We start from the raw sequence: 17,740 nt of genomic DNA, 5'->3' as shown, positions 1-17,740 counted from the left end.
GGCTGGGGCCGCGGCCGGCGGAGCCGGTGGTGGACGCGCTCGCCGCGCACCGCCGCGACCAGACCGGCCCGGAGCCGCCGTGGTGGGACGACCAGCTGCGCGACCTCGACGCGCGGATCTGGTGGGACGGCGACGAACGCCACCTCGCCGGGTGGTCCGTTCGGGCGGGGTTGGACCGGTTCACCGCCCTGCGGGCGGCGGTCGACGCGCTCGCCCTGGTCGAGGGGCTCCCGCCGATCGCGGTGCTGCGCCCGCCGCCGGGCGCGACAGGGGCGAGCACCACCCGCACCGCCGCGGGGAGCGGGTCCCGGATGCTCGACCGGGTGCGGGCGCTGCTGGCCAAGGCGGAGTCGACCACCTTCCCGGCCGAGGCGGAGGCGCTGACCGGCAAGGCCCAGGAACTGATCGCCCGGCACAGCGTCGACCAGGCGCTGCTGGCCACCGGCGCCGAACGCGCCGACCTCCCCGGCGGGGTGCGCCTCGGCACCGACCCCCCGTACGCGGGGGCGAAGGCGCTGCTCGTGCAGGAGGTGTCCGCGGCCAACCGGTGCGAGGCGGTCTGGTCCGACGACCTGGGCTTCACCACCGTGCTGGGCTGGCCGGCCGACCTGGAGGCGGTCGAGCTGCTTTACACCTCGCTGCTGGTGCAGGCCACCGGCGCGATGCTGCGCGGCCGGGGCGAGCGGCGCACGGCACGCGCCGGCCGCAAGACCCGCGACTACGACGAGTCCTTCCTCAACGCCTTCGCCCTGCGCATCGGCGAGCGGCTGCGGGCGGCCACCGAGGCGACGGACCGGGAGGCGGCCGAGGCGGCCGGGCCGGAGCGGCTGCTGCCGGTGCTCGCCTCCCGCGCCGAGGCGGTGCGGGAACGGCTCGACACGTTCTTCCCCGGCGTCACCCGGGCCCGGCTCACCGTCCGGGACTCCGAGGGATGGTCGTCGGGCACCTCCGCCGCCGACCGCGCCTCGCTCCACTCCGGCGCCGCGCCCCGGCGCCAGGTACGCGGCCGGGACTGAAATTTCTCCACCGGGTTGTCGGGAACGGGGTGTCGGCTCCGACCCCTCGCCGAGACGCGTCACCATGGGCGCGGCCGGCGAGACGAGGAGCACCTCATGAAGTACATGCTGCTGATCTGGAACCGTCCCGGGTTCGTCGAGGAGCTGTCGGAGCAGGAACGCGCCGCGCTCTTCGGCGAGGTCGACGAGATCATGAAGGAGCTGACCGAATCGGGCGAGCTGGTCGGCGGCGCGGCGCTGGCCGACCCGTCGCAGGCCCGCACGGTCCGACTCTCCGGTGACCGGCCGGAGGTGACCGACGGGCCGTTCCTGGAGAGCAAGGAGCAGTTCGCCGGCTACCTGACGGTCGACTGCGACAGCCCGCAGCGGGCCGCCGAGATCGCCGCCCGCTGGCCGGACGTGCGGCGGGGCTTCGGCGCCCTGGAGGTGCGCCAGCTCATGGACGATGCCGGGACCGAGATGTGACGAGCCGGGAGATCGAGGACCTGCTGCGCGCCCTGGCGCCGCAGGTCCTCGGCCTGCTCGTCCGCCGGCACGGCCAGTTCGACGCCGCCGAGGACGCCGTGCAGGAGGCGCTGCTCGCCGCCGCGGTGCAGTGGCCGGAACAGGGGGTGCCGGACCACCCCCGCGCCTGGCTGTTGACCGTCGCCACCCGGCGGCTGACCGACGAGTGGCGCAGCGAGCGGGCCCGTCGTGACCGCGAGGTCGCGGTGGCCGTTCGCGAGCCGGCGTACGCCCTGGTCGCCCCCGCCGCCGACGAGGAGCCGCCGGCCGGGGACGACACGCTGGCCCTGCTCTTCCTCTGCTGCCATCCGGCGCTGGGCCGCTCCGCGCGGGTGGCGTTGACGCTGCGCGCGGTCGGCGGCCTCACCACCGCGCAGATCGCCCGGGCCCACCTGGTGCCCGAGGCGACCATGAGCCAGCGCATCCGCCGGGCCAAGCAGCGGATCGAGGCCGCCGGGGCCCGGTTCGCCCCGCCCTCGCCGCAGGATCGGCACGAGCGCCTGCCGGCCGTGCTCCAGGTGCTCTACCTGATCTTCAGCGAGGGCCACACCGCCTCCGTCGGCCCCGACCTGCACCGGGCGGAGCTGACCGCCGAGGCGATCCGGTTGACCCGCACCCTGCACGGGCTGCTCCCCGACGACGGCGAGGTGACCGGGCTGCTGGCGTTGATGCTGCTCACCGACGCGCACCGGGCGGCGCGCACCGGGCCGGGCGGGGAGCTGGTGCCGCTGGCCGAGCAGGACCGCGGCCGCTGGGACGCCACGGCCATCTCGACGGGGATCGACCTGGTGACCACGGCACTGACCTGGTCGCCGCCGGGCCCGTACCTGCTCCAGGCGGCGATCGCCGCGGTGCACGCCGAGGCGCCGTCGGCGGAGCTGACCGACTGGCGGCAGATCGTCGCGCTCTACCGGCTGCTCGCCCGGATCGCACCGAACCCGATGATCACCCTCAACCAGGCCGTCGCGGTGGCCATGGTCGACGGCCCCCGCGCCGGCCTGGCCCTGCTCGCCCCGCTCGACGACGACGAGCGGACCGCCCGGCACCACCGGCTCGCCGCCGTCCGCGCCCACCTGCTGGAACTGGCCGGCGAGCCGGGGGCGGCGCGGGCGGCGTACCTGGCGGCGGCCCGGGGGACGACCAGTCTCCCGGAGCAGCGGTACCTGGAGTTGCGGGCCGCCCGGCTGGCCGGGCACGCCCCGGTCAGAAGAGACGCCCCCGGTACGGGTGGCTGAGGCCCCACTTCTCCTCCCACCGCAGCAGCGCGGCCTGCCACTGTGGGAGGTCAGGGCGGAACTCCCGGACGAGATCGGGGTTCTCCGGGCTGCCACGCAGGAAGGACCAGTACTCCTCCAGCGCCTCACGGACCTCGTCGACCGAGTAGGTCCCCTGCTCGGTCTCCACCCACTGGTTGCGGACCGAGACGCCCTCCGGCGTGAAGGCGACGTCGTAGTTCTCGCTGCTCCACTCCTCGAAGGGAGCACGCCCGTGTGCCACGTCGTCGATCATCGCCAGCGCATCCAGACAGACCAGCATGTACGTGGAGATGTCGGTGATCAGCCAGGCCCCGAGCGGCTCGTACTTCTTGTCCTCCACGTGGAACAGCGGTAGCCGGAACTGGTCGCTGGAGAACCGGAACAGGCTCAAGACGGCCCACCTCCCGAGTGAGAGACGACAGGCCATCCGTGCGTGAACCCGCCGGAGGAATTGTAGAAGCCCTCGATCGTCACGCCGCGATACGTGCCGCGCCACTTGTTCGTGCCGGGCACCCGCACCGCGTTCTCGAACGCGCCGGGGATGGCGTTGTCCACCTGCGCCGGGGTCCAGTCATCCGGGAAGAACGTGCTCATCCCCTGGTTACCGGCCTTGGGCTTCCAGGCGCCGTTCGGTGGGTCGAGCGTCGGGTCGAAGAATTCGGGCTCCGCGGTGTAGGCCCCGGTCGTGGCATCCCGTTCCACCGTGCCCGGCCTGATCCTGCGGCCTGGAAAGTCCTGGCCGCCCGGCCGGTAGTGGTAGCCGGAACCCTTGGCCTGCCCCGGCTTGACGTGACCGCCGAAAACGTGGTCCACGAAGTGCGGGTTCATCCGGCCGGGCCGGTTGCGCCCCTTCGTCTTCCGCAGGAAGCGCAGCGCCGCCCGCATCAACCGTCCGCCGGCCCTGCCGGAGCCCCTGGCCATCACACGCCTACCCGTCAGCCAGCTTCCAGAGAACCTCCTGGATGAGGTTCCCGACGACGGTGCGGGCGAGCGCGTGGAAGACCGGGATCTCCAGCAGCGACGCGCCGAAGGTCACCGCCGCCGTGGCGACCGCCTGGGCGATCTGGATCGCCAGGATCACCAGTTGCACGATGACCGCGATCTTCAGGGCGAGCACGATGGCACCGCAGATGATCAGGCCGGTGCCGGTGAGGACGGCGGCGGTCACTCCGTCGGAGAGGCTGGCCGCGGGGCTGTCCTCCGCGGACCACCAGGATCGGAAGGCGGCGATGTCCGTTCCGCTGTTGGCCGACCACACCGCGCCGGCGTTCGTGTTCGCCTCGGCGACGACGCCGGACAGGGTGCCGGAGAAGCCGATCCAGGCGTTGCCCATCTCGAAGAGCTTCGTCTCGTCGGCCTCCGGCCAGGTGTAGCCGAGGACGTTCAGCAGCGAGCGGAGTTCGTCCGGGAGTTCCAGCCCCAAAGTCAGCCTCCCAGGCCCTGCCGGAGCCCGTCGAAGCCCTGCCGGATGGTGGTCTCGACGGCGGCGTACCGCTCGCCCATGCCGGTGAGGTCGGTGCCGGCGGCGGCGATCTCCGCCAACGCGGTGTCGAAGCACTCGAAGGCGAACGCGGACACCTCGTCGTGGGCCGCGCCGATCAACGAGCCGACGTCGTCGGAGCCCCACGGCCGGCCGAAGCCCGCCAACTCGGCCCGGAACGCCGTCAACGCCTCGCCGAGCCGCGAGGCCACGTCTTCCAACGCCCGTCCGGAGCCGCCCAGCCCGTCCGGATCGACCCGGAGACCGGTCATCACTTCCCGCCCTGACGGGCCAGCCGCTCCTGCGCCTCGACCAGTGAATCCGTGAAGGCGGTGAGCTGGCGGCCGGTGTCCTGCTGGATCTGGCGGAGCTTGTCACCGAGCGCGCCGAGATCGACCTGTCCCGGGACTGCGGAGGCCTTTTCCCGCAGGTCGGCGAGCGCCTCGTTGACTGCCGCCATGACCTCGTCGGCCAGGGTGTCGCTCGCCATCCGCATCACCCGGGGGTCGAAGGTCAGCGCGGTGAGCCGGCCGGGCGCGGCGACGGTCGCGGCGACCAGCCCGTCCGCCGCGCTGCCCAGGCCCTCGGGCGGCTCCGGGGCAGGCTGCGCACCGGTGACCTGCCCGAGCGCGGACATCGTCTCGGACAGCATCCGGCTGAGACCGGAGGGGTCGATCGGCTCGGCCATGGGCGTGGCTCCCTGGGGTCGGGGTCGCCTCGCATCCTAGACACAGGAGGTGAAAGTTGATCGATCCGGCCGCGTCCGGCGTCGCCCATCCGACACAGGGGGGCCGACGCCTGTTCCGTCTCAGGCGCGGCAGTCGCGGGCCAGCTGCGCCGGAATGCCGGTGAAGGTGGAGCTCATCCAGGCCGCCGGGCGGGAGGCCCGGGAGCCGGCGTCGATCCGGTCGGCGGTCTGTTGGATCAGGGCGCGGATCTGCGGGTCCTCGGCCCGACGGGCCTGCGCCCGTACGTCGTCGGCCAGGTCGGCCAGGTTCCGCCGGAGCTGGTCGGCGACCTGCTCACCGGTGAGGTCCCGGGTGACCGAGGCGGCCGAGTCGGTGGTGATCTTCCGGCTGCCGGCGAGGATGGCCTGGTCGACCTGGCGGCAGACGTCGGCGGTGTTGGCGGCCGTCGTGGCGAGCGGGGTCGGGCTGGGCGTGGGGCTCGCCGGGGCCGTCGGGCTCGGGGAGGGCGCCGCGGCCGGGGCGGCAGCCTCGTCCTGCCCGGCGTCCTGGCACCCCATGGCCAGCACCGCCAGCGCCACCGTTGCGGCGGCACGCCGGGCGAAGATGACGGATCGGGACATGGGACCTCCCGTGCGGGCTCTCGACTGTCTGACCTGACGGCCCGGGTACGACCGACTCCGCGTGGTGGGCGTCGTCCTGCCAACGAGTGGACCGAGCGGCGGGACGCGTACCGGCGTGGGCAGCGTCGGTACGCGGTCCGCCGGACCGGCGTGGGCCGGTCCGGCGGTGACGCGTACGCGGGTCAGCTCTTGAAGGCGTCCTTGATCTTCTCGCCGGCCTGCTTCAGCTTGGCGCTGGTCTGGTCGTTGCGCCCCTCGGCCTCGAGCCGCTCGTTGTCGGTGGCCCGACCGGCGCCTTCCTTCAGCTTGCCGGCCGCGTCCTCGGTCGTGTTGTTGATCTTGTCGTCGAAACCCATGTCAACCTCCCGGATTGCAGTGCCGGTACGTCCTTGATGTACCCCGGTCGGCGCAGTCCAACCGTTTACCGCGCACTGCCGGTCACCGACGCCCCGGGTCGAGGGGGAGCGGGCGGGCGCCACGGGGCCGTCGCCCGCCCTCCCGCCACCGACGTCGAAGCGCTCGCCGCCGAGCTTCCCGCCCGGACGAACAGCGCGCCGGCGGCACCCGTCGCGGAAGCGCGGCACGTACGGCGCCGCCGGCACCCGTTGCGGGGTGCCGGCGGCGCGGGGCCGGCGCGGCGGGGGTCAGGCGACCGGGCGGAAGCCGCGCAGCCGGAGGCTGTTGGCGACCACGAAGACCGAGGAGAAGGCCATCGCGGCCCCGGCGATCATGGGGTTGAGCAGGCCGGCGGCGGCCAGCGGCAGGGCGGCCACGTTGTAGGCGAAGGCCCAGAACAGGTTGCCCTTGATGATGCCGAGGGTGCGGCGGGAGAGCCGGATCGCGTCCACGGCGGCCATCAGGTCGCCCCGGACCAGGGTCAGGTCCGACGCCTCGATCGCCACGTCGGTGCCGGTGCCCATGGCCAGCCCCAGGTCGGCCTGGGCCAGCGCGGCGGCGTCGTTGATCCCGTCGCCGACCATCGCCACGGTCTTCCCCTCGCCCTGGAGCCGCTTGACCACGTCGACCTTGTCGGCCGGCAGCACCTCGGCGATCACCTCGTCGATGCCCACCTCGGCGGCCACCGCCCGGGCGACGGTGGTGTTGTCGCCGGTCAGCAGCACCGGCGTCAGGCCGAGCGCGCGCAGCCGGGCGACCGCCGCCCGGCTGGTCGGCTTGACCGCGTCGGCCACCGCGAGGACCCCGCGGGCCCGACCGTCCCAGCCGGCCAGCACCGCCGTCCGTCCCCCGCCCTCCGCGGCGCTCACCGCCCGCGCGACCTCCTCCGGTACGTCGAGACCGCGCTCGCGCAGCAGCCGGAGCCGGCCGACGAGCACCTCGCGGCCCTCGACCGACCCGGTCACGCCGAGCCCCTCGACGTTGGCGAAGCCGGTCACCGGGGGCAGCGCCCCCGCCTCGGCGGCACCGGTGGCGACGGCCTGCGCGATCGGGTGCTCGGACGCGGACTCCAACGCCCCGGCGAGCCGGAGCAGTTCGGCGCGGTCCTCGCCCGCCGCCGGGAGCACGTCCACCAGCGTCATCCGGCCGGTGGTGACGGTGCCGGTCTTGTCCAGCACCACGGTGTCCACCTTCTTCGTGGACTCCAGCATCTCCGGGCCCTTGATCAGGATGCCGAGCTGGGCGCCGCGACCGGTGCCGACCAGCAGCGCGGTCGGGGTGGCCAGGCCGAGGGCGCACGGGCAGGCGATGATCAGCACCGCCACCGCGGCGGTGAACGCGGCCGTCGCGCCCGCCCCGGTGCCGAGCCACCAGCCGAGGGTGCCCGCGGCGAGGGCGATCACGATCGGCACGAACACCCCGGAGATCCGGTCGGCGAGCCGCTGCACCGCCGCCTTGCCGGTCTGCGCCTGTTCCACCAGCCGGGCCATCTGGGCCAGCTGGGTGTCGCCGCCGATCCGGGTGGCGGTGACCACCAGCCGGCCGCCCGCGTTGACGGTCGCGCCGACCACGGTGTCACCGGGGCCCACCTCGACCGGCACCGACTCACCGGTCAGCATGCTGGCGTCGACGGCGGAGGTGCCCTCGTCGACCACCCCGTCGGTGGCGATCTTCTCGCCGGGGCGGACCACGAACCGGTCCCCCACCGCGAGCTGGTCGACCGGGATCCGGGTCTCGGCGTCGCCCCGCAGCACCGCCACGTCCTTGGCGCCGAGTTCCAGCAGGGCGCGCAGGGCCGCCCCGGCGGTGCGCTTCGAGCGGGCCTCGAAGTAGCGGCCGGCGAGGATGAACACCGTCACCCCGGCCGCCGCCTCCAGGTAGATGTTGCCGGCGCCGTCGGTGCGGCCGATGTCGAAGCTGAACGGATGCGTCATCCCCGGTGTGCCGGCGGTGCCGAAAAAGAGCGCCCAGAGCGACCAGCCGAACGCCGCGAGGGTGCCGAGCGAGACCAGGGTGTCCATGGTCGCCGCGCCGTGTCGCAGGTTGATCCAGGCGGCGCGGTGGAACGGCAGGCCGCCGTAGACCACCACCGGGGCGGCCAGGGTCAGCGACAGCCACTGCCAGTAGGTGAACTGCCACGCGGGGACCATGGCCAGCAGGATCACCGGCACGGTCAGCGCGACCGACACCCACAGCCGGGTACGCAGGCCGCGCAGCTCGTCCACCGGCTCGCCGGCCGGCTCCGTACCGGCCGGCGTCGGCGGGGGCGGCAGCACGGCGGTGTAGCCGGTCTTCTCCACGGTGGCGATCAGGTCGCCCGGGGTGACCTCGTCGGCGTACCGGACGGTGGCCTTCTCGGTGGCGTAGTTGACCGTGGCGGTCACCCCGTCCATCCGGTTCAGCTTCTTTTCGATCCGGGCGGCGCAGGAGGCGCAGGTCATGCCGCCGATCGCCAGCTCGATCTGGTTCGGTGCCATGGGTAGCGGCTTACTGGTGGTGGTCATCACAGGTCCCGTCAACTGTGCCCGTGACCGGGGGCGCCGTGACCGGCGTCGGCGGTCGGGGAGCTGGTGGCGGCCGGCGCGCTGGTCGCCGCCGGGGCGCTCGGGGTGGTGGTCGCGGTCGGGGCGCCCGCCGCGGCCGGGTTGCCGGCGACGACGGTGAACTCGGCCGTGCGCACCGTGCCGCCGTGCTTGAAGTCCAGGTAGAGCCGGTAGCTGCCGGCCGACGGCACCTCGGCGAGGAAGCGCACGTCGGGGCCGGGCCGGGTGCGCCCGTCACCGGGCTCGCCGTCCGGGTGCACGTGCAGGTACGCCAGGTCGCCCTGGCGCAGGGCCACCAGGTGGCCGTACGCGCCGAGGTAGGGCTCCAGGTCGGTGACCGGCACGCCGTCGCGGCTCACCGTCAGGGTCAGCTCGGCCGTCCGGCCGGGCTGCGGGGCGCCGGCGAGGGTGACCGTGTAGCCGTCGACCGTGGTGCTGGTCGCCGGCGCGGGCAGCGGCCGCTCGATCAGCGCGCCGGGGACGGTCACGTCGACGCCGAGGGTCAGCGCCTCGCCCCCGGTGGGGGTGAAGTCGGCGAACGCCCGCCACACGCCGGGCCCGCCCAGCGGCGAGTCGACCCGCCAGGTGCCGTCCGGCGCCATCTCGGGGTGCACGTGGCGGAAGCCGGAGAGGTCGCGGCGGGCGACGATCAGGTGCATGCGCTTGTCGTGCGCCACGTCGTACGCGGTGACCGGGTCGCCGTCCGGGCCGGTGACCTGGAAGGCGAACTGCCCGGCCGGCGCGGCGACCGGTCGGAGGGTGTAGCCGCGGTCGGAGACGAGCAGTCCGCCGGGGAGCTGGGCCGCGCCGTCCGGCTGGCTGCCGTGCCCGGCCTCGCCGGTGGCCGCGTGGCCGCCGCCGGTGGCGTCGTGACGGGCCTCGGCGGCCGGGGCCACGGGGCCGGCCACCTGGCCGACCCCGTACGCCGCGCCGAACACCGCCGTGAGGCCGAGGGCGAAACCGCTCAGCTTCGTCGCCGTGTTCATGGTGTACCTCGGTTTCCCCGTGACCGCCGTCACGCGCCGACGAGGTCGTAGCCGGCCTCGTCGACGGCGGCGCGCACGGTGTCGATGTCCAACGGGCTCTCGCTGGTGACGGTGACCCGGCCGGCGGCGAGGTCGACCTGGACGTCGCTGACGCCCGGGATGGCGGCGACCTCGGTGCTGACCGAGTTGACGCAGTGCCCGCAGGTCATGCCCTGCACCTGGTACGTGGTGGTGACCATCGAACTCTCCTCTCGAGGCTTCCATCCTATACCCCCAGGGGGTAAGGAGGAGGCGCACGTCCGCATTGTCGGCGACTGATACCGGGAGGGGGTATCCTCGCCGGACACGACCGTACCATACCCCCGAGGGGTACGCTATCCTCGGTGTCATGACCACACCGACGCCCACCCCGACCCGGGGCTACACCGCCACCAAGGACCAGCTGCTCGCCCGGCTGCGCCGCGTCGAGGGGCAGGTCCGTGGCATCGAGAAGATGGTCGACGAGGACCGCTACTGCATCGACGTGCTCACCCAGATCTCCGCCATCCAGGCCGCCCTGGACAAGGTCGCCCTCGGACTGCTCGACGGGCACGCCCGGCACTGCATGCACGAGGGTGCGGCGGAGGGCCGGGCCGACGAGATGGCCACCGAGATGATGGCCGCCGTCGGCCGCCTCATGAAGCGCGGCTGACCCCGACCCGCCCGGCCCGGGCCGCCCCCGCAGTGGTCGAGGGCGGCCGGGACGGCGCGATCAGAGCCGACCGAGAATCTTCTTCATCGTGTCGATCTCCGCCCGCTGGGTGGTGACGATCTGCTGGGCCAGGCTCTTGGCCTCCGCGTTGGCGCCCTCGGCGATCTCGGTCTGCGCCATCGTGACGGCGCCCTCGTGGTGGGCGATCATCATGGTCAGGAACCGCCGGTCGAACTCCCGACCGGTGGCCGCCGCCAGCTCGGCCATGTCGGCCTCGGACATCATGCCCGGCATTCCGCCGTGGTCCATGTGCGGCATCTCCGCACCCGGTGACTGCACCGGCCGACCCCACGCGGCCAGCCAGCCGCTCATGGTGGCGATCTCCGGCGCCTGGGCGGCCTTGATCTCCCCGGCGAGCCGCTTGACCTCGGGGTCCACGGCCCGGGTCGCGGCCAGGTCCGCCATCTCCACCGCCTGCCGGTGGTGCGGAATCATCATCTGGGCGAACATCACGTCGGCGTCGTCGACGGGAGCCGCGCTGGCCCCGCCGGACGCGGTGACGGCGGACCCGGTCGTGCCGGGCGTGCCGTGCCCCATCCCCGGGTGGTCGCCGCCGCAGGCGGACAGGGCGAGGGCAGCGGTGAAGGTCGCGCCGGCCAGGGCGGCGCGGCGCGCGATGGTACGAGTGGTCACGGTTCAGCCTTTCGATCTCGGACGTACGCAGCAGGACGGCGACGCGGACCGGCGCACGATCCACGCCGGGGCGCCCTATCTGCGCAGCACCGCGACCGTGGCGAGCCGCAGACCGAGCGGTCGGGGCGGTGGGGCCCGGGACGACCGCGACGCCCCGCCCGACCTCCGGCCCGTCAGGTCGAGGACCCGCACGCCGGCCAGCAGCAGCAGGGTCAGCAGCAGCGAGGCCGCGAAGGCGCCGAGCACCGCCAGGCAGACGCCCCACCCCGGCAGGCCGCCACCGCCACCGCCACCGGCCGGGATCAGCCGGTCGTGCGGGCAGTCACCCGGGCAGCCCGCGACAGCGGGAAGAAGCGTCGCGGCGGCGTACGCGACGAGGCCGGCAACGTCGTGCCGCAGCGCCACCGGGTCGTGCCCGCCGCCCGCGCCCGGATGCTGGCCGGCCTCCGCGCCCACCTGCGCGACGGACGCGGCGGCGTGCGTGGACGCGCCGGCGCCGTGGCCGGCGGGATGGGCGTCGTGGCCGATGGTGTGCATCGCGGCCAGGCCGAGCAGGGTGCCGACGAGCAGCAGCAGCCGGGCCCACCGCCCCGCCGTCACCATGGCCGCCGTCCGCACACCGACCACGCTAACCCGCCGGGCCCCGTGGCCCGGGCCGACCGGCGGTCCGGGCCGCCCTCGGGTCGCGCCGACCGCCTCTCGGCGTCGCCCCGCGTCCCGACACCACCCCTCGCGACCTGCGTCCGGATGCCGGGGTGGCTACCATTCGCCCGGTGGCCCTCCGGATCCCGCACCTTCGCGTCCGCGTCCGCCGTCGGGTGCCGGCGTCGCCGCCGACCGCGCGCGGCGGGGACCGGCCGAACCCACCGATCGCGGTACGTGGTCACCCCGCCACCCTCGGGCGATCCCCCACCCCCGGCGCGGCGACCCGGCGGAAACGCTGAACCGACCGGCCCGCCGACCCGTACTCCGAGCTGGAACCGTTGGGAGACACTTGATGGGCGCCGACCACACCCGTCCTGCTCCGTCCGCCCCGCCCCGGGTGCGACGGGTCCTCGTCGCGACGGTGGTCCCCCTCTTCCTCGCCACCCTGGTCGCGGCCCTGGTGCTCTGGCCCCGCGACGCCCCGGAGACCGACCCGGGCGCCGACCCGCCCCGCCACCACGGCACCGTGACGAAGGTGGTGACCGAGCCGTGCCCGCCCGTGCCGGAGGGGACGCCCACCTCCGGGGCAGGTCCCTGCGGCACCGTCACCGTCCGGGTCGACGACGGACCGGACGCCGGCGAGCAGGTGGAGACGCCGGTGCCGGCCGGGCCCGGCGCCCCGAGGATCGCGGTCGGTGACGACATCATCCTGGTCCAGCTGACCGACCCGGCCGACCCGTCGGCCAGCACGTACAACATCGCCGAGCACCAGCGCGGCCAGCCGCTGGTCTGGCTGGTGGTGCTCTTCGCGGCGGCCATCGTCGCGTTCGGGCGGTGGCGCGGGCTGGCCGCGCTGGCCGGCCTGGCGGCGAGCTTCGCCATCCTGCTGACCTTCGTCCTGCCCGGCATCAGCTCCGGCCGGCCGCCGCTGCTGGTCGCGGTCGTCGGCGCCGCGCTGATCATGTTCGTGGTGCTCTACCTGACGCACGGGGTGACCGCACAAACCTCGGTGGCCGTGCTCGGCACGCTGGGCAGCCTGGTGCTGACCGGTGTCCTCGGCACCGTCGCCACCGCGGCCACCCACCTCACCGGGTACGGCAGCGAGGACGCCACCACGCTGTCGATGTTCCAGGCCGACGTCGACCTGCACGGCCTGCTGCTGGCCGGGATCATCATCGGTTCGCTCGGCGTGCTCGACGACGTCACGGTGACCCAGGCGGCCACGGTCACCGAGCTGGCGCACGCCAACCCGGGACTGTCCCGGATGCAGCTCTACCGGGCGGCGACCCGGGTCGGCCGGGCGCACATCGCCTCGACGGTGAACACGATCGTGCTGGCGTACGCCGGCGCGTCGTTGCCGGTGCTGCTCCTGCTCACCGCCGACTCCCGGGCGGTGACCCAGATCCTGACCAGCGAGTTCCTCGCCCAGGAGATCGTGCGCAGCGCGGTCGCCACCCTGGGCCTGATCGCCGCCGTGCCGCTGACCACCGCGCTGGCGGCCGTGGTGACCACGGCCGGCCGGCGCGGCGACGGCTCGACCGACGACCCCTCGACCCCGCCGACCCCCCGGCCCGCGACGGACCGCGCCGAGGCGTTGGAGGCGCTGAGCGCGCCCCGCGCGGGGAGTCCACCCCCCGCCACCCCGACCGGGTGGCCCGACCGAGACAGGAGCACAGACACCGCATGGTGACACTCCTCAGCGTGACCGATCAGGACGTCCCGCCTGATAAACGCGTCACTGGTCACCGTCCGCCATTACGAAATAACGCATTTAGTCGGCTTCGGGACGTAGATCCGCAGGACGACTGTCGGGTAACCTCGCTGCCGGTCACCGCCGAAGGCGCGCAGCGGCGCCTGCGGTGCCGCCGCCCAATTGCCGCGAGGCGAACCGGGGACCCAGGTACATGGGGTGAATCCGCGACAGCGGTAGGGGCCACTTCCGCCCCGAACCCGTCAGCTAACCCGGTCGGCGGTCGACGGAAGGGAAGACTGTGACGGCACCCCTACGCCGCTGGCTGACGCCCGTGGTGGCCGTGTTCGCCGCGCTGGCCGTCTTCGCCGGGCCCCTCCCGGCGACGGCCGCACCCACTCCTCCGAAGCCCTCGGGGCACGAGGACGGCGACAACAAGCTGATCACCGATGTGATCGAGGCCAAGAACCGCGATTTCGTCCGGGCCAAGGCGCAACTGGAGAAGTCCAAGAAGCGCCAGCTTCAACTGGCCTTGGAGATGAGTCAGGCGCAGGCCGAACTCGACGCGCTGGCGCCCCAGGTGAGCCGGATCGCCGCCCAGTCGTACCGGACGGGACGGATCGGCGCGGTGTCGATGCTGCTGGACACCAACACCCCCGACTCCTTCGTCCGCCGTGCCGCCGCGCTCGACGAGCTGAACATGGTCAACGCCAAGAAGCTCGCCGAGGTCAACGCGGTCAAGGACCGCGCCACCCAGGCGAAGCTGGCGCTCGACGCCGAAATCCGGCAGCAGCAGAAGCTCGCCAACGACATGGCCAAGGAGAAGAAGGCGGCGGAGAAGGCACTCGACCTCGTCGGTGGCATCGAGCTCACCGGCGGCCTGGTCGACGCCGAGTCGGCGGTCGCCAGGATCGCCCCCGGTCGCGGCTCCGACGGTGACTGGAAGCCCGAGGGGTGCACCCAGAACGACCCCACCACCTCCGGCTGCATCACGCCGCGCACGCTGCACATGTACAAGGAGGTCAAGCGGGCCGGCTTCAACCGGTTCGTCGGCTGCTACCGATCGGGCGGGCCCTGGGAGCACCCCAAGGGCCGGGCCTGCGACTGGTCGTTGCAGAACAGCGGCTTCGCATCCTGGCACAACCGGGACACCCGGATGTACGGCAACAACCTGGCGGCCTTCCTGCTGCGCAACGCCGACCGGCTCGGGATCTACTACATCATCTGGAACCGGCAGATCTGGTTCCCGGCGACCGGGTGGAAGTCCTACAGCGGCCCGTCCAACCACACCGACCACGTCCACGTGTCCCTGCTCTGACGCCACCAGGACAGCGCGACAGGGCCGCCCCACGGAATGGGGGCGGCCCTGTCGCTTTCCCTGCGGACCGTTGGTGCGGACGTCCGGCCCACCCGCCAACCACGGGCCCTCGGTCCCCGGGTCCTCGGTCGCCGGAGCCTCGGTCGCCGGTCCGGACCGCGGCCGGAGGAGCAGTCAGGCGAGGGCGACGGTGACCGCCGGGGGCAGTCCGTCGGCCCCGGCGACCACGCTCGCACCGGCCGGCACCTCGGCCACCGTCCGCACCTCGCCGGCGGCCAGCCGGTACGACATGCCGACCACCGCGCAGTGCCCGGCGGCCACCTCGGCGGCGAGCACGGCGGAGCTGCCCAGCATCGCCTCGACGGTCTGTGCGATGTGGATGTCGACGATCCGGTCGATGTCCTCGACGCCCTCGGCGGCGGCCCGACGCAGGCTGGGCACCACGGCGTCCACCACGGCACGCAGGTGCCCGACCGGCGGCGTGCCGGTGGCGGCCGCCGTCCGGGCCGCCTGGACGGCGCCGCAGGAGTCGTGACCGAGCACCACCACCAGCGGCGTACGCAGGACGGTCAGCGCGTACTCGACGCTGCCGAGCACCTCGGGGCCGACGGTGTGCCCGGCGGTGCGCACCACGAAGAGGTCACCGAGGCCGCGGTCGAAGATGATCTCGGCCGCGAGCCGGGAGTCGGAACAGCCGACGATCACCGCGAAGGGGTGCTGCCCGTCGGCGACCGCGGCACGGTGCCCGGCATCCTGGTTGGGGTGGCGCGGGGCGCCGGTCACGAACCGCCGGTTGCCGGCGCGCAGCTCGGCGAGCGCCTGCTCCGGGGTGGCCGGCGGGTCGACCGGAGCGCCCGCCCCGGTGGCGCGGTCTCCGTCGGTCGCACGGTCTCCGTCGGCGGCACCGCGCTCGGCGGTTGCCCGACCGGCACCGGACGGCCCGGTGGATTCCCGCTCCGGGCCCGGCTGAGCGCCGGGCGATCCGACACGACTCATCCCCACACCTCGTCCCTCGACGTGAACGACCTGGTCAACCCCGGCCGACGCTGGACGCGGGCTGCAACCACGGTCACACGCAGTGCAAGGTACGTCAAGATATGCGTGATATGGATTTCATGTATCCCCGGGTACTTGCCACCCGCGCGGGCAGGGTGCAGAGCGGCCTCCGCGAGGGTGCGGCGGAAAACCCGAAAGGATGGTCATACGATGACGGGCATGGCGACGACAGGGGAGAACGGGAGCACCCGCAACTGGACCTTCCTCACCAACCACGCGCACGTGCTGCTCGCCATCGCCCGCAACCCCACCGCCCGGCTGCGTGACGTCGCCGACGAGGTGGGGGTCACGGAGCGGGCCGCCCAGGCGATCGTCGCCGACCTAGAGGCGGGTGGCTACCTGCACCGCACGCGGGTGGGCCGGCGCAACGAGTACACGCTCAACCCGGCCGGCCGGTTCCGGCACCCCGCCGAGGCGGACCGGCAGGTCGGTGACCTGCTCGCTCTCTTCGCCGAGGAGCGGGCCGAGAGCACCGGCCGCTCCTGACCGCCCGGCCGGCGACTCGCCGCCGCACGACCCACCGGCGACCGGTGAGCCGGCAGCCGCGCAACGGGGGCCGGAATCCCGCATCCCGGGGTGCCCCCGGGCCGTCCACGTGGGACGCGGCGGAGGCGGCACCCCGCGCCGTCGACGTACGACGGTAATCTCACCGCGTGCGCGAGAGTTTCCGACCACGTGGCGCCGAGCCGGTCCGCCACCCGGGCAGTGGCGTCCGGGCTGTCCTGTGTGGAGCGTTCGCGCTCCTGCTCGGGACCGCCGTCGTACCTCCGTCGCCCGCCTCGGCTGAGGTGCCCCGGTGCGGTCCCGCCGGCACGTCCGCTCCCGCCGAGACGCCGTGGCCGCTGCGCCGGCTCGAACCGGCGTCGGCCTGGCGGCTCTCCCGCGGCGCCGGCGTGACCGTGGCGGTGATCGACTCGGGCGTCTCGGCCAGCCACCCGACGCTCAAGGGCCAGGTCCGCGAGGGTCGGGACTTCAACGGCCTGGCGGCGCGGCAGGGCCGCTGCGACGAGGCCGGGCACGGCACGATCGTGGCCGGCATCATCGCCGGCCGGGAGGGCACCGGGGCGCCGTTCAGCGGCATCGCGCCGCAGGCCCGGATCCTTCCGGTACGGGTGCTGCCGGACACCCGGACCACCGCCGACGCGGGCCTGCCGGGGCAGATCGCCGAGGCGATCCGATGGTCGGTGCGCAACGACGCCGACGTCATCAACCTGTCGCTGGTGACCCTGGACCGGCCGGAACTCGCCGAGGCCGTCCGCTACGCCCAGGCCGAGGGGGTGGTCGTGGTGGCCGCCGCCGGCAACCGGCAGGAGAACCAGCAGGACCGGCCGGCGTACCCGGCCGCGTACCCGGGGGTCATCGCGGTCGCCGGGGTGGACGAGCAGGGCGGGCACGTGGGCAGCTCGGTGACCGGGGACTACGTGGACGTCGCGGCTCCCGGGCTGAACATCGTCGGCCCTGCCCCGGGTGGGGAGGGTTACCTCGCCGAGCCGCAGGGCGGCACCAGCTTCGCCGCCGCGTACGTCTCGGGGGTGGTCGCGCTGGTCCGGGCCGCCCACCCGGACCTCACCCCGGAGCAGGTGACCGAGCGGCTGATCCGCACCGCGGACAGCCCGCCCGAGGGTCGGAACCCCGAGGTGGGGTACGGGGTGGTGAACCCGTACCGGGCGGTGGCGACCCTGCTCGGCACCCGCACCGACCCGCCGGTGGGCGCGCTGGCGGCGCCACCGACGGCCGAGGACCCGCTGGCCTGGCAGCGCACCGTGGCGGTCTGGGTCGCCGCGGTCGGTGCGCTCGTCGCCGCGGTGCTGCTCTCCGTCAAGCCGATCCTGCTGCGAGGTCGACGCCGGGGCTGGCGCCCGGGCCGCCGCCCGGCCGGGCCCGACACCGCCGCGACCGGCTGACCACCGCCCGCACCGGGCAGGACCGCAACGAGCGCCGTCCACCCGGGTGGACGGCGCTCGGGGTGCGATGTCAGCGCAGGATGCCGGGTGCGCCGCCGTCGTCCGCGCCCCAGACGTCCTCGTCCTCCTCCAGCCAGGTGTTGCGGGGAGCCTCCTCCTCGCCGTAGCCGGCCCCGCCGGCCGGGCCCATCCCGGCGATGCCGCCGGCACCCCGGGCACCGGCACCCCGTACGCCCGCGCCACCGGCACCCCG

At 74.2% G+C, this 17,740-nt stretch carries 21 protein-coding genes, 1 pseudogene and 1 riboswitch; of the genes and pseudogenes, 8 read left to right on the top strand and 14 right to left on the bottom strand.

Annotation, left to right across the window (positions count from 1 at the left end):
• The 3 genes from NCC78_RS13840 to NCC78_RS13830 all read left to right on the top strand — a co-directional run.
• The coding region (locus NCC78_RS13840; protein ID WP_250794924.1) for a DUF2786 domain-containing protein at positions 1–1,016 on the top strand (1,016 nt) is incomplete at its 5' end.
• A 96-nt stretch (positions 1,017–1,112) separates the two neighbouring features.
• Positions 1,113–1,481: a YciI family protein gene (locus NCC78_RS13835; RefSeq protein ID WP_250794923.1), complete on the top strand. Its 369-nt coding sequence runs from the start codon at positions 1,113–1,115 to the stop codon at positions 1,479–1,481.
• Complete coding sequence (locus NCC78_RS13830) at positions 1,478–2,755, top strand: RNA polymerase sigma factor (protein WP_250794922.1); 1,278 nt, start codon at positions 1,478–1,480, stop codon at positions 2,753–2,755. The genes NCC78_RS13835 and NCC78_RS13830 overlap by 4 nt, the downstream gene beginning before the upstream one ends.
• Here NCC78_RS13830 and NCC78_RS13825 read toward each other — a convergent pair.
• The 10 genes from NCC78_RS13825 to NCC78_RS13780 form a co-directional block, all read right to left on the bottom strand.
• Positions 2,724–3,167, bottom strand: coding sequence for a hypothetical protein (locus NCC78_RS13825; RefSeq protein WP_250794921.1), 444 nt, complete (start codon positions 3,165–3,167; stop codon positions 2,724–2,726). The genes NCC78_RS13830 and NCC78_RS13825 overlap by 32 nt on opposite strands.
• Positions 3,164–3,661, bottom strand: a complete 498-nt coding sequence (locus NCC78_RS13820) for an EndoU domain-containing protein (protein ID WP_250794920.1) — start codon at positions 3,659–3,661, stop codon at positions 3,164–3,166. Before NCC78_RS13820 ends, NCC78_RS13825 begins: the two co-directional genes overlap by 4 nt.
• Before the next feature lie 43 nt (positions 3,662–3,704).
• A complete protein-coding gene (locus NCC78_RS13815) occupies positions 3,705–4,199 on the bottom strand; it encodes a WXG100-like domain-containing protein (RefSeq protein WP_250794919.1) in 495 nt (164 codons plus the stop codon).
• Positions 4,200–4,201: 2 nt separating this feature from the next.
• A complete protein-coding gene (locus NCC78_RS13810; RefSeq protein WP_250794918.1) occupies positions 4,202–4,528 on the bottom strand; it encodes a hypothetical protein in 327 nt (108 codons plus the stop codon).
• The gene (locus tag NCC78_RS13805) at positions 4,528–4,944 is read right to left on the bottom strand and encodes a YbaB/EbfC family nucleoid-associated protein (RefSeq protein ID WP_250794917.1); all 417 of its coding nucleotides are present in this window, start codon (positions 4,942–4,944) and stop codon (positions 4,528–4,530) included. Before NCC78_RS13805 ends, NCC78_RS13810 begins: the two co-directional genes overlap by 1 nt.
• A gap of 120 nt (positions 4,945–5,064) precedes the next feature.
• Positions 5,065–5,565, bottom strand: coding sequence for a hypothetical protein (locus tag NCC78_RS13800; RefSeq protein ID WP_250794916.1), 501 nt, complete (start codon positions 5,563–5,565; stop codon positions 5,065–5,067).
• 182 nt (positions 5,566–5,747) lie between these two features.
• On the bottom strand, positions 5,748–5,921 hold the full coding sequence (locus NCC78_RS13795; RefSeq protein ID WP_250794915.1) for a CsbD family protein: 174 nt from the start codon (positions 5,919–5,921) through the stop codon (positions 5,748–5,750).
• A 288-nt stretch (positions 5,922–6,209) separates the two neighbouring features.
• Complete coding sequence (locus tag NCC78_RS13790; protein WP_250794914.1) at positions 6,210–8,465, bottom strand: heavy metal translocating P-type ATPase; 2,256 nt, start codon at positions 8,463–8,465, stop codon at positions 6,210–6,212.
• An 11-nt stretch (positions 8,466–8,476) separates the two neighbouring features.
• Positions 8,477–9,490, bottom strand: coding sequence for a DUF8832 domain-containing protein (locus NCC78_RS13785; RefSeq protein WP_250794913.1), 1,014 nt, complete (start codon positions 9,488–9,490; stop codon positions 8,477–8,479).
• A 29-nt stretch (positions 9,491–9,519) separates the two neighbouring features.
• Positions 9,520–9,729 (bottom strand): heavy-metal-associated domain-containing protein, encoded by a 210-nt coding sequence (locus NCC78_RS13780; protein ID WP_250794912.1) that lies wholly within the window; start codon positions 9,727–9,729, stop codon positions 9,520–9,522.
• Positions 9,730–9,878: 149 nt separating this feature from the next.
• Between NCC78_RS13780 and NCC78_RS13775 the strand changes: the two genes are divergently transcribed.
• Positions 9,879–10,181 carry a metal-sensitive transcriptional regulator gene (locus NCC78_RS13775; RefSeq protein ID WP_250794911.1) on the top strand — a complete coding sequence of 101 codons (303 nt, stop codon included), beginning with the start codon at positions 9,879–9,881 and terminating at the stop codon, positions 10,179–10,181.
• A gap of 60 nt (positions 10,182–10,241) precedes the next feature.
• Here the strand turns inward: NCC78_RS13775 and NCC78_RS13770 are convergent, their stop codons facing one another.
• Together NCC78_RS13770 and NCC78_RS13765 are read right to left on the bottom strand one after the other, a co-directional pair.
• On the bottom strand, positions 10,242–10,874 hold the full coding sequence (locus NCC78_RS13770; RefSeq protein ID WP_250794910.1) for a DUF305 domain-containing protein: 633 nt from the start codon (positions 10,872–10,874) through the stop codon (positions 10,242–10,244).
• Positions 10,875–10,949: 75 nt separating this feature from the next.
• Positions 10,950–11,492 (bottom strand): hypothetical protein, encoded by a 543-nt coding sequence (locus NCC78_RS13765; RefSeq protein ID WP_250794909.1) that lies wholly within the window; start codon positions 11,490–11,492, stop codon positions 10,950–10,952.
• Between the two features lie 379 nt (positions 11,493–11,871).
• Here NCC78_RS13765 and NCC78_RS13760 point away from each other — a divergent pair, with 379 nt between their 5' ends.
• Both NCC78_RS13760 and NCC78_RS13755 read left to right on the top strand, forming a co-directional pair.
• A complete protein-coding gene (locus NCC78_RS13760; RefSeq protein ID WP_250794908.1) occupies positions 11,872–13,209 on the top strand; it encodes a YibE/F family protein in 1,338 nt (445 codons plus the stop codon).
• Between the two features lie 166 nt (positions 13,210–13,375).
• A riboswitch (cyclic di-AMP (ydaO/yuaA leader) is annotated at positions 13,376–13,506 on the top strand.
• A gap of 4 nt (positions 13,507–13,510) precedes the next feature.
• Entirely contained in the window at positions 13,511–14,527 is a 1,017-nt protein-coding gene (locus NCC78_RS13755) for a coiled-coil domain-containing protein (protein WP_250794907.1), read from the top strand.
• 174 nt (positions 14,528–14,701) lie between these two features.
• Here NCC78_RS13755 and NCC78_RS13750 read toward each other — a convergent pair whose 3' ends face one another.
• Entirely contained in the window at positions 14,702–15,523 is an 822-nt protein-coding gene (locus tag NCC78_RS13750; protein WP_250794906.1) for a carbonic anhydrase, read from the bottom strand.
• A 210-nt stretch (positions 15,524–15,733) separates the two neighbouring features.
• Between NCC78_RS13750 and NCC78_RS13745 the strand changes: the two genes are divergently transcribed.
• Positions 15,734–16,069 (top strand): helix-turn-helix transcriptional regulator, encoded by a 336-nt coding sequence (locus NCC78_RS13745; protein WP_250794905.1) that lies wholly within the window; start codon positions 15,734–15,736, stop codon positions 16,067–16,069.
• Between the two features lie 167 nt (positions 16,070–16,236).
• Positions 16,237–17,487: a type VII secretion-associated serine protease mycosin gene (mycP, locus tag NCC78_RS13740; protein ID WP_250794904.1), complete on the top strand. Its 1,251-nt coding sequence runs from the start codon at positions 16,237–16,239 to the stop codon at positions 17,485–17,487.
• A 70-nt stretch (positions 17,488–17,557) separates the two neighbouring features.
• On the opposite strand, the pseudogene NCC78_RS13735 reads toward mycP, so the two are convergent.
• Positions 17,558–17,740: pseudogene (locus NCC78_RS13735) on the bottom strand (hypothetical protein); the annotation flags it as partial.

This window comes from Micromonospora phytophila (genome assembly GCF_023656545.1).
GTDB classification, from domain to species: Bacteria; Actinomycetota; Actinomycetes; order Mycobacteriales; family Micromonosporaceae; genus Micromonospora; species Micromonospora phytophila.
This window is presented reverse-complemented; position numbering and strand designations above follow the sequence as displayed.